Raw genomic sequence first — 24,540 nt, 5'->3', positions numbered from 1 at the left:
TGCAGCTAGGATACCAATAATGGCGATAACAATCATTAATTCGATAAGGGTGAAACCTTTTTGAGCGTTCATAATGAACTCCTTAGTTCATAGGGGCGACATTGCCCAGTTTGTTTAAGTTAACTGATTAGCAACTTTAAACATATTTGCTAACCTTATACTCATACTGTTGCATTGTCTGTGCCAACTTTTTGGTGGATTTGGGCTGTTTTTGGGAAAAATAGGCAAAATTGAGAAAATTTTAGAAATTTTGTCTAAAAAATAGGCAGATTTTTTGCTATTTTTTAAAATTGATTAAAATATGTACAATTTTTTTCTTTTTTACCAAAAAAATTTTTAAAATTTGATGTCTGGCGGGTAATTTTGGGTGACAATTTTTGTCAGTTTTGGATTTTTCGACATTTTTTGGCAGGTTGGACTGACATTTTAGCAGAGATGTCAATTTTTGACATGGACAAAATTTTTACCTGTCAAAAATTGTTGTCAAAATTTGTCATCTTGGCTGATTTTGGACACAAACAGACACTGACATGACATTAATGTGTTGTATGTGACGATTTTTGTCAATGTTGATAAACTGGCATAAGATGATGTGAAACGGGTGATCATCACAGATCCATGGCGAACATCAGATTCGCTGGGTGTAAATTTATTTTTATCAAAAAAGCCCCGAACATGTTCGGGGCTTTGGTGATGGTGGATTAGTACTTTTGGTCTTCGGGGGCTTGCTGTTCGGCGGTGGCGGTGTTGCCTGTTACGGTATCAGTGGCACTGCTGGCAGCCCCTGTCACGGCATCGGCGGTGGCGGTAGCGGCATCAGAGACCACGCCTGCGGCAGCTTCGGCGGTATTTTTGGCATTTTCTACGCCATTATTTGCCACGTCATGAGCGACATTAGAGACGCCTTCAGCGGTCGCATTGGCGGCAGCCTCGGCCTCGGCGACCACAGTGTCAGCAGCGGCTTTGGCGTTATTGGCGGTGTCAGTGGCAGCAGACTGAGCCGTCTCGGCAGCCTTATCGGTGGTCTCTTTGCTACACGCTGTCAAAGCAAGGGTGGCGACAAGCGTGGTTAGGATTAATTTTTTCATAAAAGCACTCCAAAGAAAGTATGTATTAGTAATGGCAGTACATCTTTAAAAGTGATAAAACACCAAAATTTAAAGATGCCTCAAACTCCAACATAGTTTAGCAGAATGATGGTATTTGGCAAGGGCAAACATAAAAAATGCAACAAAAATTAACAAAGGTTGTTGTTGCATTTTATCATTTTTATATAAAAATCATATACTTATCAAGGTGTATCTAGTGCGGTGATGGCGGGCAAGGGTTTACCTTCAACAAATTCTAGGAACGCCCCGCCACCTGTGGATAGGTAGTCCACGTTGTCTGCCACGCCATATTTGTCAATGGCAGCCAAGGTGTCGCCACCGCCAGCAATGCTAAACCCTTCGCTGTCTGCCACCGCTTGACAGATGATGGCAGTGCCTTGACCAAATGCGTCCACCTCGAACACGCCCACAGGCCCGTTAAATAGGATGGTCTTGGCGGATTTGATATGCTCGCCAAGCTTGCTTGCCGACTCTGGGGCGATGTCTAGTATCATGTCATGCTCGCCAATCTCGTCCACGGATTTGATGGTGGCAGTCGCTCGGCTAAGTGAGCCCAAAAAGTCATCAAAATCAATCTGTCCTTTATCCGCGACCACGACATGAGTGGGTAGTAGGATGTTTGTTTTGGTCATGATGCCACGGGCGGTATCCACAAGGTCGGCTTCGTATAGGGAGGCACCGACATTTTTGCCACTCGCCACCAAAAAGGTATTGGCGATACCACCACCGACTAGGATACTATCGCATAGCTTAGCTAGGCTGTTTAGCACGTCAAGTTTGGTAGAGACCTTTGAGCCACCCACGATAGATAGCACAGGTTTGGCGGGATTGTCTAGAGCTTTGGATAGAGCATCAAGCTCGGCAGAGAGTAAGTTACCTGCACACACAGGCTTACCGTCTGCGATACACGCACGAATCACCCCTTCGGTAGATGCTTGGGCTCGGTGAGCGGTGCCAAAGGCGTCCATGACAAAGATGTCGCATAAGTCGGCGTATTGTTTGGACAGCTCGGGGCTGTTTTTCTTCTCGCCGACATTAAAGCGGACGTTTTCTAGTAGCACCACCTCGCCTGCCTGCACCGACACGCCATTATCTAGATAATCGGTGGAGAACGCCACATTCACGCCCAATTTGTCCACCAAATAGTCAGCAATCGGAGCCAATGAATATTTGCTCTCGCTCTCGCCTTCGGTGGGTCTGCCTAGGTGCGAACAAACAATCACGCCTGCCCCTTTGTTAAGGCAGGCTTTAATGGTGGGTAGGGAGGCTTGTAGGCGGACATCGCTGGTGATGACACCGTCTTTGATGGGTACGTTTAAATCTTCACGGATAAGGACGGTCTTGCCCGATACGTCTAAGTCAGAGAGATAAGTAATGCTCATGGGTCTTCCTTTTGGTCATGATATGAATGGTGACATAAAGTAACGCTATTTTAGCATAACTTTTTGGATTTTCTCAATGTTATCATGACAGCAAATGATGGTATTTTTTATAATGATGTCATTTTTAAAAACCATCAGTCCCATGTTTCTAGGTAGCGACGCCATGCTTGGCATTTTGCTGTAACCATCTCAGGGCTGTGGTGCAGGATGTCCGTGGTCACAGCGACATAATTAATGGGTATTTCACCGACCTTTTGGCGAAGCTCGTCCATGCTATTTAGACTTATCCCGCCAATCAGACACAGGGGCAAGCCCACTTTGTGAGCACGAGTTAGCGTCTCGCTACTGACGGTCTTAGCCAGTGGCTTGGTCATTGTGCCAAACATCGCCCCCATCGCCCCATAGCTTGCCCCTTGTTTTTTGGCTTCTCTAAATACCGCCACATCGCCATGACAACTACGACCGACATGCACGCCATCGCCCAGTATCTCTCGTGCCACTCGCACACTCATCGTCCCTGACAGATGTAGCCCTGTGTTAAAGTGGGAGGCGAGTTCTAGATTTTCATTAATAACCGTGGGAATGTCGTATTTGTCCGCTAGACTGATGAGAATCTCGGTCTCTTGGTAGAGTGTAATCAAATCAAAGACATGGGCGGTCTGCTGACGGCGGATTTGTAGTAGTGATACCACGCCCGTATCAAAGGCACGTTCTAATTTGTCGCTTAGGGTATGAATGTCTTCATCACTGGTGAGCAGATATAGTTTGGGGGCGGTCATGAGTCGTCCTTGGAGTAGGGCTGGTTGGTATGCCTAACGAACTTGATATTTACCACGGGTTTTGTCGGGGTGTGCTGAGCACACCTTTGATGTGTCTTTTTTTATAAGGCGTGCTCAGCACACCCCTACATCCACACATCATTGCGTTTGTAGTAACTTTAATGTTTCTTGGATATATCGATATTATAGTCAATTTATCAAAATAATAAATAACAAAAAGACCCAATGGTCGGGTCTTTTTTGCTGTCAATAGGATGATTAATAACGATAGGCAAGCTGAGTTAGGATGTCCTCGGCATCGTCCCAACGGCTGTTAGAGGCACTGGCACCGAGCAGTACAACGACGGCAGGACGGTTATTGACATGGGTTTCCATCACATAGCAATAACCTGCCTCACGGATAAAGCCTGTCTTTGACACGCCAATCGGGTGATTGCCTGCACGGATGAGACGACTGGTATTTTGAGCTTTGTAAGTGCGTGAACCTGAGTTGTAGTTATTGACATAAAAGTCATAGTTTGGAGCGGTTGAGAAGTTACGCACAGTCTGATAACGTGGGTCAGAATTCACCGCTCGCATCATCTTCACTAGGTCGTTCGCTGATGAGCGGTTGCGTGGGTCAAGACCTGATGCGTCAGAGTAGCTTGTGCTGTTCATGCCCAAGCTTTTGGCTTTTTGGTTCATCGCCCAGATAAAGTTATCATAACCACCAGGGTAAGTACGGGCTAGAGCCTTGGCAGCAGGGTTCTCTGACTTCATAAGCATAAGGAGCATGAATTCACTACGACTCATACGGTCGCCCGAGCGTAGGTTAGAGCTTGCTTTTTTGGCGGCGATAAAGTCCGATGGTTCAATCACAATCTCTTCACGCATGTCAAGCCCTGCATCCATCAGCACCATCGCTGTCATAACCTTGGTTACAGAAGCGATAGAGCGTACAGCATCAGCATTTTTTTGATAGATGGGCTGACCTGTTTGTAGGTCAAATACGATGGCGGCGGCAGATTTTGTGCTAATAGGCAACTGCTCGCCATATTGGTAACTACTGCCATAATTGGTCTGCTGTCCATAAGGCTGAATGGCAAAGGGCTGAGAAGTAGTCGTACCAGCAGGAACAGAGCTTCGGGTTACCTGAGTGTTGGTGTAGCCTTGATTGTAGGTGTTGGGGGCTGTATTGGTGTTAGTATAAGTGCGAGTCTGCTGAATGGTCGTGGTCGCAGGTGGAATCTCTTGGACGGTAACCGCTTGCATGTTCTGGGCATTGCCTTTGCCGATATAGATGGTTTTTTGTTGGCTGTTGTCCACCAAAAACGCATGGGCAGACACCGTCATCAATGACAGTACTGATACACTCAGGGAGCTGATAAGACGCTTGGCACGGCTAGGTTTTGGGCTGTATGACATAAATGTTACTCTAGTTGGTGTGTGACGAAATGCGGACTTGCTTTTAGACCTTGGCACCTAGCTTGGGTCAGTAATACAGTCCTCTACACCACTTAGCATCCTCCTTAACGCCAGTGGCTAATACCATGAGACGAGAGCCGCCTATTTTTTTATTCTAACATAACAAAACCACTTTTTTATGCTAAAAATCAAAGTTTTTAAGTAAATTTGTAAGCAAATTTAACACATTCTTATACCAATCAAGGATGAGTTTATCAGTTATATCTTATCGTAAGAATTGGGTAAAATTTTTATAACATTTTGGCAAATTATAAGCAAAATTTGCTAACATTTTGTTAAAAAAGTTTGATTGATTAAAATTTAGTTGCTACAATTATCAAGATTATTTAAAGATAACAACAATCAATGATTAGCCCAATGAATGTTGCAATTTTTGAGCCATTTTGGATGATTTTTTAAATTTAAGTGCTTAATTGTACACATTTTAAGCGATTTTAACAATTTTAGCATGATTTAGAGTTAGGTGGGCAAGATGACTATAAAAGTACTCATTGTAGACGACCACGAATTGGTGCGGATGGGCATCAGTCGCATGCTTAGCGATGATTCTGACATTGAAGTTGTTGGTGAAGCAGGCTGTGGTGAGACGGCAGTGGTAATGACCCGCAAGTTCGCTCCTGACGTGGTGCTGCTTGATGTCAATATGCCCAACATCGGTGGCGTAGAGGCGACACGACGGATTAAACAGCTTGATGAGTACATCAAGGTTCTGGCAGTGTCTAGCTTGGTGGCTGAACCTTACCCATCCATGCTTTTAAAGGCAGGGGTAGACGGCTACATCACCAAAGGCACCCCCATCAGTGAGATGATAACCGCCATCAAAAAAGTCAAGGCAGGCGGTAAATATTTTAGTCATGAGATTGCCGATGTGCTTGCCCAAAGCGTGCTTGACAAAAAAGCCAACCCTTTTGACAGTTTGTCTGCACGTGAAAAACAAGTCGCCATGATGGTGGCAAACTGCCAAAGTGCCAGTCAAATTGCCGACAGTTTATTTGTCAGTGTCAAAACCGTAAACACTTACCGTTATCGAATTTTTGAAAAACTGGGTGTGGATTCTGATGTCAAACTCACCCATCTTGCCATACGTCACGGACTGGTCAATACATGAGCCCATCTCCCATCAGATACACCAAAACATGGGTGCGAAAACTGTGGTTTTTGTCCGCCAATGTTCACGAAGAAGCTCTCATTTCCACGATGCGTGTGCGTCAGCTTGGACTTACCTATGGCTTCTATCGTTTTATCACCGCCTGCTTTTTGCTCATGGCAAACTTTTTACTCAACCGTGGCAAGGCGGGTCTACCCACCGAGCCTACTTTTTTAGAGCAGACGGTATTTAGTATTTATGTTGTTGTCGCTTTGGTGCTGTTATGTGCTTTTTTTATGATAAAAAAACGGTCAAGATTGCAGTTGTTATCAGGCTTTGTGGTGGACGTTGTTTTTTTGACCTTATTTGCTCTGTATGGCAAAATCAGTGATTTTCAAATCACCCTACTATACATGGTGGTCATCGCCGCAAGCTACATGCTATTGTCCCCATCCCGAGCGACCGCCATCACACTCATGACTGTCTCAGCGCTCATCTACCAACAGTCTTTTCGCTTTTTCTTTGAGACACCGACGACCGAAAAAAACTTACTTACCATCAATGACAGTCTACTGTTGTCGGTAAGCTTGATTGCGGTGGGTTTTTTAAGTTGGTCCATCTCTCAGCGACTCGCCAAAGCCGAGAGGTCCCTACTTGATCATGCCGATGAAGTGGAAAAGCTCCACACCATCAACCAAGCTGTTGTCAAGAACATGGTAAACGGCGTGTTGGTGCTAGACCCTGAGCGTAACATCATCATGATAAATAACGCCGCCCAACGTCTTTTGCATCTACCCATTGATAACAATGCCTGTGACAGCCCTGCCAAAATCATTGAGCTGTCTCGTATTATCATTAAACATCACCCCAAAATCATCGGTTGGTATCGCTCACTTGCCCCCACCAGTCAGCCGAGCTCATCTATGACATACCACCCAAAACTCATGACGAAGCCAACATGAGCCAAACTCACCTTGCCGATAAGCTACGCATCAGCTCCAAGCCCCTATTAGAACACGGGCAGATTCTCATCATCGAAGATTTGAGCCGTGAACAAAGCCACGCCCAACAACTAAAACTCGCCAGCCTAGGTCAGCTCTCTGCCAGTATCGCCCATGAAATACGAAACCCCCTCGCCGCCATCAGCCAAGCCAGTCAGCTACTCATGGAAGATGTGCGTGATGATGATGTCAATGCTGAGTTTTATGAGATGATTTATCAGCAGACCAAACGGGTCAATTCCATCATCTCTGATGTACTAAGCCTATCTCGCCAAGAGATACCCAATCAGTCCGCCCTAGACGCACCAAGTTGGGTGCGACAGTTTTTAGCGGAGCATTATCCACACGAATTCATCATTGTAACGGGCGACACCGCCAAGCCTATCTTGTTCTATTTTGATGCCAATCAGCTAGAACAAGTCATGACAAATCTCATTAATAACGCCTTATACCACACCATTCATCAATTCCATGATAATGATGTGGAAATACGTCTAACCAAGACCAAAACAGGGGCGTTTATTGATGTGCTAGATCACGGTGAAGGCGTAAGCGAGAAGAATTTGGCAAGCCTATTTAATCCATTTTTTACCACCAGCAAAAAAGGCACGGGGCTAGGTCTGTATCTATCCCAATCATTTAGTGAAGCCAATAACGCCAAGATTCGCTATTTTAGAGAAGATGACAAAAGCTGTTTTCGCTTGATTGTCTCTAACACGCCAGTTACCTGATGTTTGGCCAGCACCCAACCACCTTTGCTTGATACATTCATCCACTTAATTTTACCGTAAAATCTCTGTATGTTGGGTTTTGTGTAAAAATCCTATATAATAGAGCATATCTAAATTATTGGGAATATTCATGCAAGATAAGCCACTCGCCCTAATCATTGATGATGAAGCCGACCTGTGTCGTCTCATGCAAATCACTCTAAACAAAATGGGTGTGGATACGAACGTCGCCTATGATATGGCAAGTGCCAGAGCCTTTTTGGCGGACAATCATTATGATTTTTGTCTGACTGACCTTGCCTTACCTGATGGCTCTGGCATGGAGATTGTGGAGCTTGTTACCAAAACCACAACCACGCCTGTGGCAGTCATTACCGCACACGGCGATGTCAATGTCGCCATTGAAGCGATGAAAATCGGAGCGTTTGACTTTGTCAATAAACCATTGGATTTGCCTCGCCTGCGTCAGTTGGCTCAGTCCGCCCTAAAAGTCAATGAAACCATCATCCAAAGCACCGAAGATGACATACCACAAGATGGTAGCCAAGAAAAAAGTGTCAGTACCGCCATTCCACCCAATCCTTTGACAGGTGAGCTGGTTGCACCCACAGAAAATGATACCAAGACAGGCACAGAGCACAACACCGAAACTAGCAAAGACAAGCCCCAAAAAACAGGTCAAAACAGCGCCAAAAAAAGCAAGTCATCCACGCCTGTCACCGTCGTCAGTGACGATGACATTTTTGGCGGTCGGCTCATTGGTGATTCTCGCCCCATGAAACAGCTACGCTCCACCATCAAAAAACTGGCTCGCTCACAGGCTCCGGTATTTTTATGGGGCGGTTCTGGTACGGGCAAAGAAGTCGTCTCACGACTCATTCATGATCTAAGTGGTCGTCGCAATGGCAACTTTGTACCCGTAAACTGTGGGGCGATACCATCTGAGCTAATGGAGAGTGAATTTTTTGGACACAAAAAAGGCAGCTTCACAGGGGCGACATCGGATAAAATCGGACTGTTCCAGCAAGCCGATGGTGGCACGCTGTTTTTGGATGAAGTGGCGGACTTGCCCCTTGCCATGCAAGTCAAGCTCCTGCGTGCCATCCAAGAAAAAACTGTACGGGCCATTGGTGACACCAAAGAAGTGCCTGTGGACATTCGCATTGTCTGTGCCACACACAAGAATTTGGCGGATTTGGTACAAAAAGGGGCGTTTCGTCAAGATTTGTTCTATCGCATTAACGTCATTGAAGTGAAACTTCCTGATTTAAATGACCGTCGTGATGACATTCCCATGTTAGCTGAGCATTTTTTAAACATGATTGCCAAAGACTGGGAGCTTGATAATCTTAGCCTAACCGACGATGCCATCGATGTGCTGACCTATCATAATTTTAAAGGCAACGTGCGTGAACTTAGAAACATCTTAGAGCGTGCTGTTACCATGAGCGACAGCGATGAGATTGATGCCCATCATCTCATGCTAGATGATGTTCACGACATATCAGAATCAGATGACACCCCATCTCATGTCAGCCATGATGACATCATCATGCTTGCACCGTCCGAACCTGCAACAGAGGCGATCAACACTATTGCCAATGACATCCCCACCCCCTCCAATGTCATCAAGGTATCACCCTATCATGACCAGCGACCAACCTATACCGCCAATACCGTCATCAAAGAAAATAAAGAGCCCAAGCCCATTACCCTAGGTCTAAACATCATCGCTTCTGCCAACTATGGCACGCCCTTATCCACCCCAAAATCCCAAAAAGTCAGTCCACTTGACTCAAATAGTGTCAGCCAAGCTTTTGACAACCTAAATTCGTCAGAGCATGAAAATTTGGCAAACGGCGAACTACCCAGTCAAGGACTAGAAGCTTACTTGATTGACCAAGAACGTCAAATAATCTGCAACGCTTTACAGCGGGCAGGAGGTAATAAAACCCAAGCCGCCAAACTGCTTGGCATGACCTTTCGCTCTCTGCGTTATCGCATGAAAAAACTTGATATCGATGATGGCGACGATGAATAACTTCTGACATACCAACCATAAAAATCAGCCACAAAAAGGGGTGTTCATCTAAATACCCCTTTTTTTTACACGCCTAGAATCCACCCACAGGAGCAAACTCCACGCCTGTTTCTAGTTTTGCTCCATCCATCAAGATGAGTGCTTGCGACAGCCACACGTCAGATACCGCCATCATGGTCGGTGCCAAATTGGTAGATTTATTAAATGTCACATCAGGCACGACCCCTACCCCATCAATTTGCTTGCCATCGGCAGTCAGGTAATGAGCGGTGGTCATCTTAACTGCTTGATCATCACCGATAGGGATGACCGACTGCACCGAGCCTTTACCATAGCTCGTCTCACCCACTATCAACGCTCTCTTTTGCGACTGCAAGCTACTGGCAAGCACTTCGGCGGCCGATGCCGAATAGCGGTTTTGTAGTATCATCACTGGCAAATCAATCAGCAGTGGCGAGCCTTCGGTTTTTAGCTCTCGCTCTACCCCTTGTCGCCCTGCCACCTGCACCAACGTCTGATTACGCATAAAGAGCGATGCCACTGCCCCTGCTGACTCTAAGACCCCACCAGGGTTATTACGCACGTCCAATATCACCCCTGATATGGGTACGCCCGCCTGCCCCAAGCTCTCCAAAATCTGCTGACGGGTGTTATTTTGAAACACAGGGAGCTTAATGACGGCTACCCCACCGACGATACTGGTTTCAACATTGCTTTTTAGTACTTCATTACGCTGAGCGGTGAGTCGTCTTTTGTTACGCCCTGCACTTGATATTACAATGTCTACCTGCGTGCCTGCAATGCCATTTAATAACTGCTTGACATCATTCTCACTATGACTGTCGGACAGCTTAGTATCGCCCACTTGATGTAGATAGTCCCCCACTTTCACACCAGCACGCTTGGCAGATGAGTCTTCATGAATATCGGTGACGACCCAATGCTCTTCATCAGCTTGCCACACTGCTGACAGTCCGATGTTCGCCACGTTGCCTGCGGTGAATGATTGTAGATTGGCAAAGGCTTCTTTGTCCAAAAACTCAGCATGGCTATCTAACCCTGTCAGCATGCCACTCATCGCATTTTCAAAGAGCTTCTCATCACTAACTTCTTCGACATAGTCACGACGCACCAAATCCACCACCGACACAAAGGTTTTTAGGGTGTTTGGCGACACCGCCCCCAACGGCACACGCCCCTGATGAAGCCCTTCTATGCCATGCAGTGTATTAGGCTTACTGCCTAAGGCATCAAGTGTCGGGCTTGTCGGGTCTTGGGCATCCATCTGCTCGCCTGTCTCTGCCTCAACATCCAGACCGCTGTCAGCTTGCACATCATCGCCAAAGCCGAGCAGATTTGCTACTTTATTGATGGGCGTACTAATGGCTTTGGGTAGCTCGGCATGGCTTGTCATCGGCACACTTAGCGATAAAGCCACCATGCTCGCCAGTAGTGTTTTTGTCAGTTTCATACATCCACCAATAGGCTTATCCCTGTCATCTCGGCAGGTTTTTGCATGCCCATTAGGTACAAAATGGTCGGAGCGACATCACACAGTCGTCCACCCGTCCGCACGCTCACTTGCTTGTCGCCCACATAAATAAACGGCACAAATTCGGTCGTGTGCTGAGTATGCACCTGCCCGCTATCATAGTCTTGCATTTGCTCGCAGTTACCGTGATCGGCGGTGATGAGCAGATGACCACTCATCTCACGCACCGCACTGACTATCTCACCGATACAGGTATCCACCGCCTCTACCGCCTTGACCGCCGCATCAAACACGCCTGTATGCCCCACCATGTCGCCATTGGCGTAGTTGATGATGACCACGTCAAACTCGCCTGAGAGTATCGCCTCTTTTAGCTTATCGGTTACTTCAAAAGCACTCATCTGGGGCTTTTGGTCATAGGTTTTGACATCAGGGCTGTTTACCAAAATGCGCTTTTCGCCGTCATACAGCTCTTCACGTCCACCACTAAAAAAGAACGTAACATGAGCGTACTTTTCGGTTTCGGCAATGCGAAGCTGAGTTTTGCCGTGATTTTGCAGGTATTCGCCCAGTGTGTTGGCAAGGCTTGTGGGATAATACGCCACCGTTGTTTTGGGGTTAGCCTCCAACTCATCAGAATATTTGGTCATCATGACAAAGGTGGACAGCTCAGGCGTTGCCTTACGATTAAAGCCATCAAAATCAGCACTCACAAAGGCCCCACTAATCTCTCTGGCACGGTCAGCCCGAAAATTGACAAAAATCACGCCGTCATTGTCCGCTATCACACCATTATCATCAATGATGGTTGCCTGTACAAATTCATCAGTCTCGTCCGCCCCATAAGCAAGCTCTATGGCATGACTGGCACTGTCCGCTTCACGCACCGCCTTGGCTTGGGTCATCAGGTCGTACGCCTGCTCCACCCTATCCCACCGCTTGTCTCTGTCCATGGCAAAAAAGCGTCCGATACAGCTTGCGATTTTGGCTTCGGCATCAAACTCTTGGCTAAGAGTTGCCAAATACTGCTCCAAATCCGCCACATAGCCGTCTGCCGATTTTGGCGGAGTATCTCGCCCGTCCAAAAACGCATGAACGAACACTTGGCTTGCCCCCTGCTCTACGGCAAGTCTGGCGGTCGCCTTAATGTGGTCAATGTGAGCATGAACCCCACCGTCCGACAGCAAGCCCAAGATATGCACCGCCCCTTCATTTGCCACCGTATCCTTGACCGCTTTAACCAGCACGTCATTATTAAAAAATTCGCCCGAGCTAATGTCATTCATGATACGGGTAGAGTCTTGGTACAAAATCCGCCCCGCTCCTAGGTTCATATGCCCCACTTCTGAATTGCCAAATTGACCGTCAGGCAAACCCACGTCCTGCCCTGAGCCTGAGATAAGCCCATGCGGACAGGTCGCCATGAGCGTGTCTAGATTGGGTTTTTTGGCGGTATAAACGGCGTTGTCTCGGGGGTCTTCTCGATGTCCGACACCGTCCAAAATCATCAAAACATGGGGAATTTTTTTCATGATAAAGCCTTTTTAACAAATCAAAATGATAAATCATTTCTCATTTTATCACAAAATACCCCCATTCGGCACGGCAAAAACCGCCCAAATCTTGAAATTTTTACAAAATTATCGTACAATAGAGCCACTGAAACATTCGCCAGTTGAGAATACACCTGAGCCGATAATCACACTTACAGGGTAATGACTGTTTGCTGTGGTGCGTATGCCCGCATCATCTGATGTATCGGGAAACCTAAAACAGCAAAGATTTACCCGCCTTGAACTACTTGGTTCATGGGCAACACTTGACAGCGGTGTTTCGGTTTTTTATTTTTTATGCTTTCAAAATATTGATTTTAAACAAAAATATTTTTAATATTAAAATTTTTATCATTTTTTAAAAAATTTTCTTGACAAGTTATCAAAAATCTATATAATACGCAATCACTTGATACGACAAGTTATTCCCCAATAGCTCAGTCGGTAGAGCATCGGACTGTTAATCCGTGTGTCCCTGGTTCGAGCCCAGGTTGGGGAGCCATATTTAAAAACCCTTTTCTGTTTTGGAAAAGGGTTTTTGCTTTTTCATTTTTGGCTCTTTTATTATTTGTTTGATATCATAGGCATGATGATAAAAACCACACCATCATGCCCACACCCCATCACCAATCATTTGCGATTGCTTGGCACTGCCATCGCCCTTGACGGATGTCTTGATACTTATTCATATCTGTCTTTGCCGTCTTTTTAGGCTGGTTTGACGCCCAATGATACCGATAGATTTTATCATCTTTGGTATAAAATTCAGATGAATACTCAGGTTTGACCGTATAATAATCACCGTTTTCATGATAATCAAACATATCCAAATCCCACCCATACGACTCATCATCACTCATCAGGATGTCTATTTGGTTAAACCCATTTAACAGGATAAAATTAGGGTCGTTTAATTTTTCCACAATGGGATTGCCATTATCATCAAAATACTCATCAATAAAATCAAGCTCGCTCTCATCACGACTAAGATACGCTCGCCCTACTGTCTCATCCTCCCCATCTTGTATGAAATAAATCCGCCCATTATCAGCCATCAACTTATAACTAAAACTTTGGCTAAATCGCTCTCGTTTGGTGCTATACATGACAATGATGTCATTATGACCGCTCGGAACAGCATTTTGCCATGCATAGCTCTCTTGGTACTCTCTGCCATCTTTACCCACTTCATTCATGTTAGCATAAAACTTCAAGGTATTGACATCATTACCATGACACAAATAAGCATGACTACCAGAGACATAATTTGGCTCATCATCATTAATTTGTAATAAAAAACCATCTTCATCACTTCGCCCCTTGATATGAAGACGTGTGCCGTCTTGATAACGGTTATGCCTACTCATCACGGCAAACACAGAAGGCTTATCCATCTCAATAGACATCACATCATCCGCAAGTCGATAACTGCCAAACGCTACCATGCCCATCGCACTTATCATCACACGCTGATTGGGCAAAAGACACATCATGCTCTGATAAGGCTTGTCTTCGTCATGTTTTAAACAACCAATCAGCTCATCAGCATTTGGATGGCTGTTTGCATAAGCACACACACTCATAAACATCATCAAACAAAGCAACCATCTCATCAAAGTACCCCTACAACCCCAACACCTTAGTTATCACACTATAATGGTCTTCAAACATCATGCGACCGTCAAGCTCGCCAAGCGGTAACCAAAACGCAAGGCTGGCATCATCACCCCCTGCCACATCGGGTAGCTTGTCGCCTGTCAGTTCAAAATAAAACACTGTCGTTACTGTCCGTCCACGAGCCGAACGGTCAGGAGCATCAAAGGTACGGCTTGCTTTTAGGGTGCTTGGGCTGATGATAAGCCCCGTCTCTTCTTGTAATTCACGCAAGGCACAGTCAAGCAGGCTCTCATCTTTATCCAAAAATCCGCCCGCCAACGCATACAGCCCACGCCCATATTCGCCCCCACGCTCGATGAGTAGCACATGACCTGCCTGCACCACCAACGCATCTGCCGTTACAAATACAGGCGGATACGGGGCGGACTGCCACGCCTTTTGACAATCTAGGACATGGCGGTATTCACGTTGCAGATGAGTAAAATCGTCCGTTTGGGCAAATTTTTGTAAAAAAGCCACGCTCGGGGCAGGCATTTTATCTTGCCAATCATCGCCATTTTTTAGACGTTCATCCAAAAAATACGCCCGTCTTAGCGGTGTGGCGGACAAATTTTCAAAACTGGGCAATTCAACAAAACCCCAATCAGGGAATAACGACAAATAATACGAACTGTCGTCCTTAGTGTGTCCAATGATACCAATGTTGGCAGGTTCGTTTTGGGTGATGAATGAGACCGCTTGTTGGACGTTTTGGAGCCATTTGTGGTCGTTGTAGAGCGTATCATCAATGGGCATGCAGATGATACGCTCGCTGTCGGCTGTGTCATTTTCAAACGCTTTTAAAATCATGCTTTCACGCTCATCAAAGCTAAATGGGTTTTTGATGGTGCGTGGGCTATTTGCCGAACCGATGAGCATGATGACGGTTTTGGCACGGCTTAGAGCTTCACGCACGACAAATTCATGCCCATGATGAAACGGCTGAAATCGCCCGATAAACACCAAATAATCAAATTGAACCATGTTAAATCTCATTATTTAAAAAATTAAACTTGATAAAAGCGATTATGTTACCATAAAAGCATAAATTTTATCTTTATTATTGAGTTTTTACCATGAGCGATTTGCAAAACGAGCCTTTGAGCAGTAACATCATCATCACACCGAGCGCCCAAGACTATCTGGCAGAACTGCTTGCCAAGCAGGAAGTGGACGGCATTGGCGTGCGTATTTTTGTGGAACACGCAGGCACACCCCGAGCCGAATGTTGTATGAGCTACTGCCAGCCCGATGAGATTGACGAAGACGATTTGCAAATTCCTTATGACAAATTTGTCGCCCACATTGACGCACCGAGCATTCCTTATCTGCATGATGCGGTGATTGACTATAACAAAGACCGTTTTGGCGGTCAGCTGACATTTAGAGCCCCCAACTCAAAAGTCCCCCAAGTGGGCGAAAATGCCAGCATTGAAGAGCGGATTACTTATGTTTTGCAAGCCGAGATCAATCCCCAACTTGCCAGTCATGGCGGTCATGTGGAGCTTTTGGAAGTCATCGAAGATGATGCAGGCAAAACCGCCGTGCTAAAATTCGGTGGTGGCTGTCAAGGGTGCAGTGCGGTGGACGTTACCTTACGTCAAGGCGTGGAAGTTCAGCTCAAACAACAAATTCCCGAACTGACCCAAGTCATTGACGAAACCGACCACACCAAAACCGAAAATGCGTATTATAAATAATTAGTTAAAAAAGATAAAAGGGCATGGATTTGCCCGTTTTTAATGCTCCGCTCTTTTAAATTTAGGTGTTGTTAATCAATCATGCTTTTAGTGGACTTGTGGGGGCAAATTGCAATTTGCCCTGTGATAGAATTTTGGTTTTGAACAAGTGGATCACCCCCACACCCCAAAATACTAAATTATGAAAATCAAAATGTATTATGTTAAATAAATTTACCTTAAAAAAACGGCAATATGATTGCCGTTTTTACTCTAATGGTTAATGGTCGCTTGGCACTTTATCCATGTCAATGTCGGGATTTTTGGTTAAGTGAATGATAGATAATATCAACCCACCCCAAACGATAGATAAAGCCACCACCATGACTGCTAATGCGGTACCGTTCATGCGTTTTCTCCTTCTATGGATTTATGCTGATGATGTGTGGTGTGAGCAGGTGCCTTGGTCAATAAGAATGAACCGAGTGCAAACACTGCCACCACACCCCAACCAAAGACAAGCTGAGTTGCCAAATCATAGCTGTCATAGCCTTTAGTAACCAGCGAAAACACGCTTAGCACCAACGCCACGATGAGCGAAATGGGCGTAACAATGGTCAGCATAAATGCCCAGCCCTTGCCCACTTTTACACTAGAAATGGCGTTGATGTGGTTCATGAGCTTATCCATGACAGGACGGTTGAACCACGTTACCCAAACAATGGACAAAATCGCCCCTGTTACCACGCCGATATTATTGGCAAAATGGTCAATCACGTCCACAAAGGTAATCGCCGTTTTGGTAGAAAATAAAGCGAGTGAGATGAGAGCCGATACACCACCGACCACGCTAACCGCTTTTTTGTGCGACCAGCCGAATTTGTCCTTGACCGCTGAGATTGGTACTTGTAGGATACTTGCCATAGACGTAACACCCGCCACAAACAGCGAACCAAAAAACAAAATACCAATGAGCGTACCAGCGTCGCCCATGTTAGAAATAATTCTTGGAAAAGCGATGAACGCCAAGCCGATACCGCCCGATACCACTTCTGATACAGGCACGCCTGATTGGGTTGCCATAAAGCCCAGCACCGAGAAAATCCCAATGCCTGCCATGACTTCAAACGATGAGTTGGCAAAACCCACCACCAGTCCTGAGCCTGTCAAATTGGCATTTTTCTTTAAATAAGATGAGTACGTTACCATAATCCCAAAGCCAATAGACATGGAGAAAAAGACGTGTCCGTAAGCGGCAAGCCAGACCTTAGGATCAGCCATTTTTTCCCAGTTGGGGGTAAAAATGGCATTTAGACCTGCGGACGCACCGTTTAGCTGTACCGCTTGCAAGACCATGATGGTAAACATGATAACAAGGAGCGGAATGCAGATTTTATTGGCAAGCTCCACGCCTTTTCGGATACCGCCATACATGATAAACAGCACCAACACCCAGACGATAGCCACCCCGATAAACAGACTAGGCACAATGCCAAAATCTAGCCCCGAGCCATTTTGCAAATAATGTTCAAAGAAAAACGTCTGCGGGTCATCGCCCCACTGTTGCCCAAAGGCGTATAGGGTGTATTGCCCTGCCCATGACAACACGGACGCATAATAAATCCCAATGACGGTACACACCAGCACCTGCCACCAGCCCACGATTTCTTTTGATTTAATCATTCGCCGATAAGCGGTAGGCGGAGCTCCGTGATATTTTTGCCCTGCGACATAATCCAAAAACAGCAAGGGAAACCCTGCGGTTGCCAAAGCAATGAGATAGGGAATAAAAAACGCCCCACCACCATTTTCATAGGACACATAAGGAAAACGCCAAATGTTGCCCAAGCCTACCGCCGACCCAATCGCCGCCAAAATAAAGCCTGAGCGTGCCGACCAACTTTCTCGTTGTGTGGACATAATTACTCCTTGTTAATGTTTTGGCAACTCCATTTAATGGAGAATTTACCCATTGTCATCTGTTATGCCAAATCTGTTAAATTTTGTAAAAATATTTTGTCCTGCATAGTTTGATTGAATCAATTAAAAAAGTCAAATAAATAAAAAAATAAAAACCCATAACAAAATATTATGGGTTGGTGATAACATTTGTAGACTTGAAATTAGCGAATCAGTCCACGCTTGCTATTTTGTAGCGACTCGATAAACAACGCCACTTTTGGCTCATCCGCCACCCAAGTGGACAGCTCAGCAATCACGTCCGCCTTGATTTTACCAGAACGAAACACTACGTCATAGGCTCTATCCAATGTCTCAATGGTTTCTTTGCTCCACCCTTTTCGTCTCATGCCTTCTTTGTTGAGCCCATGCACTGTAGATGGGTTGCCCGATACGGTGGTAAAGGCACAGACATCTTTTAAAATCAGGCTTGCCCCACCAATCATCGCATAATCATCAATCCGACAAAATTGGTGTACACCCGTCTGCCCACCAACAATCACATAATTACCGATATGGGCATGACCTGCCACGCCCACGTTATTGGCAAGGACGTTATGGTCGCCCACCATACAGTCATGGGCGATGTGAGTGTTTACCATAAATAGGTTGTTGTTGCCAATCTTGGTCAAATTACCACCGTCTGCCGTGCCACGATGAAAGGTACAAGACTCACGAATGGTATTATCATCGCCCACTTCTAGGTAAGTGGTTTCGCCTGTAAATTTTAAATCTTGCGGCATCTCGCCAATGCTGGCAAACTGAAAAATGGTGTTACGCTTGCCAATGGTTGTATTATCACCCACGATGACGTGCGATTTTAACATGGTGTCCTCGCCAATCGTGGTATTTTTACCCACAATACAATACGCCCCAATCACAACGGTTGGGTGTATGACAGCACTCGGGTTAATAATGGCGGTTGGGTGTATGTTCATGACGCTATCCACTTAGTCCAGCTTTTGACGGGCAATCATAATCTCAGCACTGCACGCCAATTTACCGTCCACATGAGCAGTACATTCAAATTTATAAATCTCACGCTTGGCGGTAACGAGTTTTGAGCGAATCACCAGCGTATCGCCTGTACTGACAAGTTTTTTAAAACGCACTTTATCCACACCTGCAAACAGATACAAATAGCCATCTTCGGACGATTGCCCTGCACTGACAAACCCCAAAATACCCGACAACTGTGCCATCGCCTCCACCATAAGCACCCCCGGCATGACAGGATTATCAGGAAAATGACCGTTAAACAACTCTTCGTTAATCGTGATGTTTTTATAGCCCGTAATCCAGTTATCTGCCGACACCGCTGTAACACGGTCGATGAGTATAAAGGGATAACGATGAGGTAAATATCGCTTGATGACGTGATAGCCAAATGGCAAGGTCAAGTTTTGAGCCATTAGGCGTGCGTGGTCGCCATCGGTCATCAGTTCTAGGTCTAGGGTAGAATTTGTCATGAATGCGCCCATTTAAATAAAATCACTTTTGCCCGCTTTGGCGAAACTTAATGGTCGCCCGACGCCAATCTTGGGTGGGCATGGCGGTCGTGCCTGATGAGTACGAGCCTGCTTTGTCAATGCTTTGGGCGACAAACGTTTTGCCTGTCAAAGTTGTGCCGTCTGCAATGGTCAAATGCCCGCTAATGCCCACACCGCCCCCGATAATACAGCCTGCCCCAATATGCGTACTGCCTGCCACCCCTGTCATGGACGCAATCGCCGTGCCACGCCCGATATGGACGTTATGAGCGATTTGCACCAAATTATCAATAATCACATCATCGCCAACCACAGTATCGCCCACCGCACCCCTATCAATGCAAGTGCTTGCACCGATACGCACACGATGACCGATGATAACACGCCCAAGCTGGTGGATTTTTTGCCAAGCCAGTCCGTCCGCTCCCATTTTTGGAGCAAAGCCAAAACCATCCGAGCCGATACTGGCATGAGCATGAATCTGCACCTCATCGCCAATGACACAGTGATGAGCGATAACAACGTGCGAGTCAATCTGACAATCATCGCCAATTTGCACAAAATCGCCAATGACGGCATACGCCCCAATTTTGGCATTTTTACCAATGGTGGCAGTGGGTGAGATGATGGCGGTGGAATGAATACCATTATCGGCTTGATAATCAAATAAGCCACTCACGGATGCATACGCCAAATACGCATCTTTAACAAGCATAACGGTGGTATCAGGCAGGGCGGGCAGTTTGCCAGCAAATCGCTCCGACACCAGCACCACACCCGCACAAGTTCCCACCAAATCAGACAAATAACTTGCCTTTGCCAAAAATGCCAAACTCTCACAATCAGCATCTGCCAAATCCGACACACGGCTAACCGACACATGGCGATTTGCCAATGTGTGTTTGTTTAACACCGCTTGGCAACGCTCAATAGCACAAATAAGTTTATCCAAATCAATCATGATTAGAATACGCTACCGATTTGAAATTGGACTTTTTCTGTTTGGTCGCCTTCTTTGGCATTCAACGGCTTAGCATAACTTAAAGAGATTGGACCAATTGGAGTGTACCACGTCACGCCCGCACCCACGCTATAGCGCAGCTCTTTATCTTGTTCGATATAAGTTAGGTTGTTATTGCTTACGCCCACTGCTGGTAAATTCACCAATTCCTTATCAAGCTTAGTAGTGTCAAATACTTGACCTGCATCAAAGAATAACACAGGACGCACTTGGTCTGCCCAGTCGCCTTTAAACGGTACTGGTAAAATCAGCTCCGCCCCAAAAGTCGCCAAAGCATTACCACCCACTTCTTCGCCACGGGTAGATCTTGTGCCATTTGCCAAATGTCTATAAGCTTGAGACTGAGGTCCTAATGATGATGCTTCAAAGCCACGTACCGAACCATAACCGCCAGCATAGAAGTTTTCATAAAATGGTAAATTATTACCATAACCTAAACGAGCATGACCACGCAGTACCGTACCTTTCCATAATGGGTAATAGGCGTTTAGGCGGTAGCTGACTTTTTGGTAATTTTGGTCACCAAACCCTAGGTTAAGATCAACGTTATGGCTCACCCCTTTGGTTGGGAATACGGGCTTATCAAGGCTAGAATAGCTCCACCCAAGCACTCCGCCATAAGTGGTATAATCATTAGTAAAGCTGACACCGTTAGTATCAATATCCGCCTTACCACCATCTTCTAACAGCTGTTTGACGTTAGAGATGCCCATCCACTGACCGCCACGCACTTTGGTTTTGTCCATGGTAAAACCACCACTAATACGCTGTTTTTCATCAATGGGATAGCCATAAATTAGGCTTGCCCCATAAGAATCCAATACATAGTTGGAGATGTTTTTATCATCGTATTTGGTCTTACGGTAGTAAGCATTAACACTTTGGGAGACGCCATTGACGGTAAAATAAGGGTCAGTCATGCCTAGGCTGTAATTATCACGGGTCTCTGAACGGCTAAATGACATATTAGCACGGTTGCCGGTTCCCATAAAGTTGGATTGAGATAAATCTACTTGAAAGGTCATACCGCCACTTTGAGAATAACCTGCGGCGATGGTGGACGACCCTGACGGCTGTTCCTCAACCATGTAGTTAATGTCCACTTGGTCTGGACTGTTTGGCACAGGTTTGACATCGACTTTGACATCTTTAAAAAAGCCCGTTCTCATGAGTCTGGCACGAGACAGCTGGATTTTTTGGTTGGATGCGAGCGCCCCTTCTAACTGACGCATTTCACGGCGTAGCACTTCGTCTTTGGTTTTTAGGTTGCCTGTGAAGTTAATACGGCGAACATAAACAGGGCGCACAGGGTCGATATAATAATCCACATCAACTGTTAAGGTTTCATCATTAATGCGTGAGATGGGGCGAATTTGGGCATAGTAATAGCCATCATCCCCGAATTTATTGGCAATGTCAGCAGTGGTCTCGTCCAACTCTTTTTGGGAGTAGGTACCGCCTTGGGTAAATTTGATTTTTTCAGCAAGCTCATCAGCACTATATGTTGGATTGCCCAAAAACTGCGTTTGCCCAAATTTATACTGCTGACCTTCACTGATGGTCGTCTCAATAAAGACTTTCTTTTTCTCATCATCGATGTTTAGGGTTGCATTATCAACATTGACACGCACAAAGCCATCATTTAGGTATTTGGCTTTGACATTTTCTAGGCTGGCATTTAGTTTTTCTTGGCTGTAACGGTCGGCTTTGGACAAGGGATTCCATTTTTTATCCTTAAGCACAAACTCATCTTTTAACTCTTCATCGCTAAAATGCTCATTCCCGATAATATTAACATCCACAACTTTGGCGGGCTTACCTTCAACAAAGTTAATGTCTAACTTAACGCGGTTGCCATCTAGCTCGGTCTGTTTAACTTCAATGTCAGCATTATAATAGCCCTGTGAGATGTACTGATTTTCAAGCTCGCTCTCCAAGGTCTGTATGGTTGCTTGCTTTAGTACCTTACCAACCGCAAGTCCCGTACTCTCCAAGCCTTGCTTTAAGCCATCATCAGGAATGAGTTTATTGCCATCAAAATTTAGCTCAGCGATAATCGGACGCTCCGCCACATGAAACACCACACGCCCGCCATCAACATCTGCCTGTACGTTGGAGAACTGCTCGGTGGCATATAACGCACGAATGCTGTCCGCCAACGCATCTGAGGTAAGTGCCTGCCCCACACCCAAAGGCAGTGCTACTTGCAAACTCTGGGGAGTTACTCGGCTTAGTCCATCAAAGGCAATGCTACTGACCGTATCGTCAGCATAAGCAGTAGTCGCCATAACCGTCATCACTGAGGCAGTTAAGGTTTTAGTCAGAAAAGAAGTACGCATAACAGATTCACTCAAAGTCGTTCAACTCATTAGCAATAACACCAAAAATATCTTTTACAAGTATATATTGATAATGATTGAATGGGCAGATGTTAATTAATCAAAAATATGGTGTAAGTTAAGCCAAAAAATCAATTTTGGCAAGTAAAATTATTAAATTTTTAAAAAATTTCTATAAATATTGCTCAATTATTACTAAAAGTCGCTATCAGCCAAAAACTCTTGATATGTCGTTACCAATGGCTAGCACCATGAAACCAAACAGCAATAACATGCCCACTTGTAGCCCTGCGATTTGTAATCGCTCACTCATGGGCTTACCCCGAATCAGCTCATAAGTATAAAACACCAAATGCCCACCGTCCAGCACAGGTATCGGCAAGAGATTTAGCACGGCAAGCGACAGACTAATCAGCCCTGCGGTGGATAGCACCTGCTCCCAGCCCATTTGGATACTGTCTTTTGACACTTCGGCAATGGTAATCGGACCCGATAAGTTGTCAAGCCCTATCAGCCCTGTTATCATCTTACCCATGGATTTCACGGTCATCACGGACAAATCATAAGTCTTGATAAAGGATTTTTGTAGGGCTTCTAATGGCGTATGGTTTACCGTCATTTTGTAATCATCAGGAACGGTGATTTTAGTCTCTTGCACCCTTGCTCCAATTTGCCCAACCGTGCGATTATCCACTTTGGCCGCTCGAGGCATGACCTTAATGTCCATGTTTTGCCCATCTCGGACAACGCCAAACGTGAGCGATTTTTCAGGATTATTTTGGATAATTTCGGTTGCAGACAGCCAATCTTTTATCTCTTTGCCGTCAATATGGGCAATCCTATCGCCTGCTTTTAGCCCCATTAACGCCCCTGCTCCGTCAGCGGTGAGCGAGCCTATCACAGGCGGTATGACAGGTCGCCAAGGCAACGTGCCAAGAGCGGTGAGTGGGTCTTTGCCCTTGTCCGCCCCTTGCATAAAGTCATTGACCTGCACACTGTATTTGCCCTTATCGGTCGCCACAACCACTACCCCATGCTCGCCCATGCGGTCAGCTAGGGCAAAATTCACACTCTCCCAAGTGGGCGTATTTTTGCCGTCAATGGCGTGTATCGTCTCGCCCACCACAAGTCCGCTTGCATGAGCAGGGCTATCATTCACAATCCGTCCGATTTTGGTCGATAACTGCTCGCTTGGCTGTAAAAATAGTACAAAAAACAGCCCAATGGCGATGATAAAGTTCATCAAAGGCCCTGCCACCACAATGGCGATTTTTTTTAAGGGGTGCTGATTATTAAACGCCAAATGTCGCTCATGCTCGGCAACTTCCCCTTCTCGCTCGTCCAGCATTTTGACATATCCGCCAAGCGGTATCGCACAAATGCAATAATCTATGCCCGTTTTGGGACTTGTCCAGCCAAACAGCCGAGTGCCAAAACCGATAGAATAAGTCAAAACCTTAACCCCGCACAGCCGTGCTACGATATAATGTCCCCACTCGTGCAAGGCGACAAGGGGTGTTAGGACAAGCAAGGCGGATAAAAATAAATATAAAGCGGTCATGCTTTTTGGGTTCTCTTAATTTTTGGGCGTTGTGTTCGCCACGACATTTACCGATTTTTGAAATATGGTTAAATGATAAATTTTAATCAATACAAGGGTTTGGTTTTAAGATTTTGGATAATTGGGTAAATTTGGGCGAATAAATCGCCCCTACGCATTTAAATTTAAAAAAATACATACCCCACTCTCAACTAAC

At 45.6% G+C, this 24,540-nt stretch carries 21 protein-coding genes, 1 tRNA gene and 1 other RNA gene; 7 read left to right on the top strand and 16 right to left on the bottom strand.

Annotated elements, in window-relative coordinates:
• From B0182_RS10665 to B0182_RS10645, 5 genes are all read right to left on the bottom strand, one after another.
• The coding region (locus B0182_RS10665; protein ID WP_143821722.1) for a type IV pilin protein at nucleotides 1–72 on the bottom strand (72 nt) is incomplete at its 3' end.
• A gap of 629 nt (nucleotides 73–701) precedes the next feature.
• Nucleotides 702–1,088: a membrane lipoprotein lipid attachment site-containing protein gene (locus tag B0182_RS10660; RefSeq protein ID WP_078274919.1), complete on the bottom strand. Its 387-nt coding sequence runs from the start codon at nucleotides 1,086–1,088 to the stop codon at nucleotides 702–704.
• 203 nt (nucleotides 1,089–1,291) lie between these two features.
• Entirely contained in the window at nucleotides 1,292–2,491 is a 1,200-nt protein-coding gene (locus tag B0182_RS10655) for a phosphoglycerate kinase (RefSeq protein WP_078274918.1), read from the bottom strand.
• Between the two features lie 134 nt (nucleotides 2,492–2,625).
• Nucleotides 2,626–3,270 (bottom strand): thiamine phosphate synthase, encoded by a 645-nt coding sequence (locus tag B0182_RS10650; RefSeq protein WP_078274917.1) that lies wholly within the window; start codon nucleotides 3,268–3,270, stop codon nucleotides 2,626–2,628.
• A gap of 258 nt (nucleotides 3,271–3,528) precedes the next feature.
• Nucleotides 3,529–4,674, bottom strand: a complete 1,146-nt coding sequence (locus B0182_RS10645) for a D-alanyl-D-alanine carboxypeptidase family protein (RefSeq protein ID WP_410173926.1) — start codon at nucleotides 4,672–4,674, stop codon at nucleotides 3,529–3,531.
• Nucleotides 4,675–5,206: 532 nt separating this feature from the next.
• On the opposite strand from B0182_RS10645, the gene B0182_RS10640 reads away from it, so the two are divergent.
• The 4 genes from B0182_RS10640 to B0182_RS10625 all read left to right on the top strand — a co-directional run bounded on the left by B0182_RS10640 (nucleotide 5,207) and on the right by B0182_RS10625 (nucleotide 9,594).
• On the top strand, nucleotides 5,207–5,842 hold the full coding sequence (locus B0182_RS10640; RefSeq protein WP_078274916.1) for a response regulator: 636 nt from the start codon (nucleotides 5,207–5,209) through the stop codon (nucleotides 5,840–5,842).
• Nucleotides 5,839–6,783: a PAS domain-containing protein gene (locus B0182_RS10635; RefSeq protein WP_078274915.1), complete on the top strand. Its 945-nt coding sequence runs from the start codon at nucleotides 5,839–5,841 to the stop codon at nucleotides 6,781–6,783. Before B0182_RS10640 ends, B0182_RS10635 begins: the two co-directional genes overlap by 4 nt.
• Nucleotides 6,780–7,553: a sensor histidine kinase gene (locus B0182_RS10630; protein WP_078274914.1), complete on the top strand. Its 774-nt coding sequence runs from the start codon at nucleotides 6,780–6,782 to the stop codon at nucleotides 7,551–7,553. Before B0182_RS10635 ends, B0182_RS10630 begins: the two co-directional genes overlap by 4 nt.
• A 130-nt stretch (nucleotides 7,554–7,683) precedes the next feature.
• A complete protein-coding gene (locus B0182_RS10625; protein ID WP_244893681.1) occupies nucleotides 7,684–9,594 on the top strand; it encodes a sigma-54-dependent transcriptional regulator in 1,911 nt (636 codons plus the stop codon).
• 73 nt (nucleotides 9,595–9,667) lie between these two features.
• On the opposite strand, the gene B0182_RS10620 is transcribed toward B0182_RS10625, so the two are convergent.
• Nucleotides 9,668–11,065, bottom strand: a complete 1,398-nt coding sequence (locus B0182_RS10620) for a S41 family peptidase (protein ID WP_228157773.1) — start codon at nucleotides 11,063–11,065, stop codon at nucleotides 9,668–9,670.
• Entirely contained in the window at nucleotides 11,062–12,618 is a 1,557-nt protein-coding gene (gene gpmI / locus B0182_RS10615; protein WP_078274913.1) for a 2,3-bisphosphoglycerate-independent phosphoglycerate mutase, read from the bottom strand. Before gpmI ends, B0182_RS10620 begins: the two co-directional genes overlap by 4 nt.
• 121 nt (nucleotides 12,619–12,739) lie before the next feature.
• Between gpmI and ssrS the strand changes: the two genes are divergently transcribed.
• Both ssrS and B0182_RS10605 read left to right on the top strand, forming a co-directional pair.
• Nucleotides 12,740–12,930, top strand: a non-coding RNA gene (gene ssrS / locus B0182_RS10610) — 6S RNA.
• A 135-nt stretch (nucleotides 12,931–13,065) separates the two neighbouring features.
• A tRNA-Asn gene (locus B0182_RS10605) sits at nucleotides 13,066–13,141 on the top strand.
• A gap of 121 nt (nucleotides 13,142–13,262) precedes the next feature.
• Here B0182_RS10605 and B0182_RS10600 read toward each other — a convergent pair.
• Together B0182_RS10600 and B0182_RS10595 are read right to left on the bottom strand one after the other, a co-directional pair.
• The gene (locus B0182_RS10600) at nucleotides 13,263–14,252 is read right to left on the bottom strand and encodes a hypothetical protein (RefSeq protein WP_078274912.1); all 990 of its coding nucleotides are present in this window, start codon (nucleotides 14,250–14,252) and stop codon (nucleotides 13,263–13,265) included.
• A 10-nt stretch (nucleotides 14,253–14,262) separates the two neighbouring features.
• Nucleotides 14,263–15,279 carry a bifunctional nicotinamide-nucleotide adenylyltransferase/Nudix hydroxylase gene (locus B0182_RS10595; protein WP_078274911.1) on the bottom strand — a complete coding sequence of 339 codons (1,017 nt, stop codon included), beginning with the start codon at nucleotides 15,277–15,279 and terminating at the stop codon, nucleotides 14,263–14,265.
• Between the two features lie 92 nt (nucleotides 15,280–15,371).
• Between B0182_RS10595 and nfuA the strand changes: the two genes are divergently transcribed.
• Nucleotides 15,372–15,995: a Fe-S biogenesis protein NfuA gene (gene nfuA / locus B0182_RS10590; RefSeq protein ID WP_029102586.1), complete on the top strand. Its 624-nt coding sequence runs from the start codon at nucleotides 15,372–15,374 to the stop codon at nucleotides 15,993–15,995.
• 259 nt (nucleotides 15,996–16,254) lie between these two features.
• Here the strand turns inward: nfuA and B0182_RS10585 are convergent, their stop codons facing one another.
• The 7 genes from B0182_RS10585 to rseP all read right to left on the bottom strand — a co-directional run bounded on the left by B0182_RS10585 (nucleotide 16,255) and on the right by rseP (nucleotide 24,344).
• Nucleotides 16,255–16,383, bottom strand: coding sequence for a methionine/alanine import family NSS transporter small subunit (locus B0182_RS10585; RefSeq protein WP_078274910.1), 129 nt, complete (start codon nucleotides 16,381–16,383; stop codon nucleotides 16,255–16,257).
• Complete coding sequence (locus tag B0182_RS10580) at nucleotides 16,380–17,894, bottom strand: sodium-dependent transporter (protein WP_078274909.1); 1,515 nt, start codon at nucleotides 17,892–17,894, stop codon at nucleotides 16,380–16,382. The genes B0182_RS10585 and B0182_RS10580 overlap by 4 nt, the downstream gene beginning before the upstream one ends.
• Before the next feature lie 203 nt (nucleotides 17,895–18,097).
• Nucleotides 18,098–18,871, bottom strand: a complete 774-nt coding sequence (gene lpxA, locus B0182_RS10575) for an acyl-ACP--UDP-N-acetylglucosamine O-acyltransferase (protein WP_078274908.1) — start codon at nucleotides 18,869–18,871, stop codon at nucleotides 18,098–18,100.
• Between the two features lie 12 nt (nucleotides 18,872–18,883).
• Nucleotides 18,884–19,372, bottom strand: coding sequence for a 3-hydroxyacyl-ACP dehydratase FabZ (gene fabZ / locus B0182_RS10570; RefSeq protein ID WP_410173932.1), 489 nt, complete (start codon nucleotides 19,370–19,372; stop codon nucleotides 18,884–18,886).
• 52 nt (nucleotides 19,373–19,424) lie between these two features.
• On the bottom strand, nucleotides 19,425–20,384 hold the full coding sequence (gene lpxD, locus B0182_RS10565; protein WP_078274906.1) for a UDP-3-O-(3-hydroxymyristoyl)glucosamine N-acyltransferase: 960 nt from the start codon (nucleotides 20,382–20,384) through the stop codon (nucleotides 19,425–19,427).
• Between the two features lie 2 nt (nucleotides 20,385–20,386).
• Entirely contained in the window at nucleotides 20,387–22,783 is a 2,397-nt protein-coding gene (gene bamA / locus B0182_RS10560; protein WP_078274905.1) for an outer membrane protein assembly factor BamA, read from the bottom strand.
• Nucleotides 22,784–22,991: 208 nt separating this feature from the next.
• On the bottom strand, nucleotides 22,992–24,344 hold the full coding sequence (gene rseP, locus B0182_RS10555) for an RIP metalloprotease RseP (RefSeq protein WP_078274904.1): 1,353 nt from the start codon (nucleotides 24,342–24,344) through the stop codon (nucleotides 22,992–22,994).
• Nucleotides 24,345–24,540 lie beyond the last annotated feature (196 nt).

Origin of the sequence: Moraxella bovis, assembly GCF_002014975.1 — a bacterium.
Classification (GTDB): domain Bacteria; phylum Pseudomonadota; class Gammaproteobacteria; order Pseudomonadales; family Moraxellaceae; genus Moraxella; species Moraxella bovis.
Note: the sequence above shows the minus strand (reverse complement) of the source record. Positions and strands in the feature narration are given on the sequence as shown.